Here is a 2191-nt window from a genome sequence, read left to right on the forward strand (position 1 = left end):
CCGAATCGACGACGCTTTTAAGCCCGTTGAGGCTTTCGAGTGTCCAGGTATTGGCCGGTGGATTATTGATGGTGACTTGAAGAACTGCACCATCTTGTTTTACTTCAATCATTGAAGTCGGGCTTGTTATCGTCATCTTTGTTCCTGAAGAATCTAGTGTTTTATCAGTGCTAAGTTTGGATCGTTTAAGAGGCGGCGCGCGATGATCATGCGCATCACCTCGTTTGTGCCTTCGAGTATTCGATGCACGCGCGTATCGCGGAAAAAACGCTCTAGTGGATACTCTTTGATGTAGCCGTATCCACCGTGAATTTGCAAGGCTTGATCGCACAACTCGAAGCAGGCGTCGGTTGCAAAGCGTTTTGCCATCGCGCAGAAGGCACTCCGTTCGGGGTCTTGTTGATCTAACTTAAATGCCGCCAGACGGATCATCTGTTTTGCGGCTGTTAAATCTGTCAGCATATCTGCCAGCTTCATTTGGGTAGCTTGGAAGTCTGCAATCGCTTGGCCGAATTGCTTTCGCTCACCGGCATAGCGACTCGCGGCCTCAAGTGCGGCAATTGCCGTGCCCGTAGAGCACGCCGCGATATTAATGCGCCCGCCATCAAGCCCCTCCATCGCGAGCTTGAATCCCATACCTTCTTTAGCCAGTAAGTTGCTCGCTGGCACCCGCACATTTTCAAAAGTAATCTGCCGTGTCGGTTGACTGTTCCAGCCCAACTTATCTTCTTTTTTCCCATAGGTGATGCCCGCAGCATCTGCTGGAATCGCGAGACAGCTAATGCCTTTTGCGCCGGGTTCGCCGGTGCGCACCATGGTGACTAATAGGTCGGTTGAGCCTGCACCAGAGATAAATACTTTACTGCCTGATACGAGATAGTCGTCTCCGTCTTTCACCGCTTTGGTGGTCAGGGATGCGGCATCGGAACCTGCGCCCGGTTCTGTTAAACAGTAACTAGCCAGCTTCTCGCCAGAGGCAAGAGCTTCAGCCCATTCATCTATTAGGCTTTGCTGTCCATATTTGCTGAGCATCTTGAATGCCATGTTGTGAATGCTGACATAGGCAGCTGTTGAGGTGCAGCCAGTGGCGAGTTGCTCCATGATCAGCGCAGCGTCCAAACGAGAGATGCCGATCCCATGGTGCTCTTCGGGGATATACATGGCCATAAAGCCAAGTTTGCCTGCTTCAACAAATACGTCTTTTGGAAAGGTGGCTGTTTCGTCCCACTCTTTTGCATTCGGAGCAAGAAACTCCTGTGCAAAACGATTGGCGGTATCTTGAAAAGCGACTTGATCTTCTGTCAGGTCAAAATGCATCGCGAGCTCCGTACTACTTTACTTATTATCTTGGGAAATTCTCAGATACTGCCCAAATGCAATCTCTGCTAAACTCCGCGGCTTCGTGATTATAGGGTCTGCAATCATTGAATTTCCATACTTGTCTCAAGTATTCGGATTGTTAGGCGAAGTTCGGTTGTTTTTATTTCGGGTATTGATCGTAGCGTTTTATGTTAAGCGATGAACACAAAGCTCTGATTCAGGGGAGCTACAGAAAGTTTACTGGCCGAGAAGGGTTCCGTCCGCGCTATGGACAGCGACTAATGATCGCCGAAATTGCCAAGTATTTGGGATCTATCGCAACCAATTCCGAAGGATTACGCAATAGCGATCCTGCAACCTGTGTTGTAGAGGCGGGAACCGGCACTGGTAAAACGCTTGGGTATTGTATCGCCACCTTACCGATGGCCATTGCGCAAGATCGCAAGCTGATCGTTTCGACTGCAACCACCGCACTTCAAGACCAGATTCTCTCCAAAGATTTACCAGAACTTGCCGAGCATTCGGGTATAGATTTCAATTATGCGCTGGCAAAAGGTCGTGGTCGATACGTTTGTTTGAGCAAGCTTGAGCAGCGTATTGAGTCGTTCTCGGCAGACCCCAATGATTCGACGATTCCATTGTTTCTCCTTGATCAAAGCGACAATGAAGAGCTCAGTGAGGATGTGCTGCAAGGTTTCTTGACGCGCTATGCCTCTGGTACATGGGACGGTGATCGAGATACGCTTGAAGAGCCGATTGACCATAAGGCATGGTCTTCTTTGACGGCAGATAATCAGCAATGTTCCAACCGGCGATGCAGTTACTTCAGTAGTTGTCCGTACTACGAAGCACGCAACCGCTGGGATGATGC

At 49.5% G+C, this 2191-nt stretch carries 1 protein-coding gene and 1 pseudogene; one reads left to right on the top strand and one right to left on the bottom strand.

Features of this window, described 5'->3' with window-relative positions; translation table 11 throughout:
• Nucleotides 1-153: 153 nt before the first annotated feature.
• Nucleotides 154-1317 (bottom strand): acyl-CoA dehydrogenase family protein, encoded by a 1164-nt coding sequence (locus tag A3751_RS07420; RefSeq protein ID WP_068453895.1) that lies wholly within the window; start codon nt 1315-1317, stop codon nt 154-156.
• Nucleotides 1318-1508: 191 nt separating this feature from the next.
• Between A3751_RS07420 and A3751_RS07425 the strand changes: the two are divergent.
• Nucleotides 1509-2191 (top strand): annotated as a pseudogene (locus A3751_RS07425) (ATP-dependent DNA helicase DinG); the annotation flags it as partial.

Source organism: Oleiphilus sp. HI0080 (assembly GCF_001635135.1).

Coding starts and splice junctions, on each gene's coding strand:
- A3751_RS07420 (WP_068453895.1), bottom strand. CDS start 1,317: ATGCATTTTGACCTGACAGAAGATCAAGTCGCTTTTCAAGATACCGCC.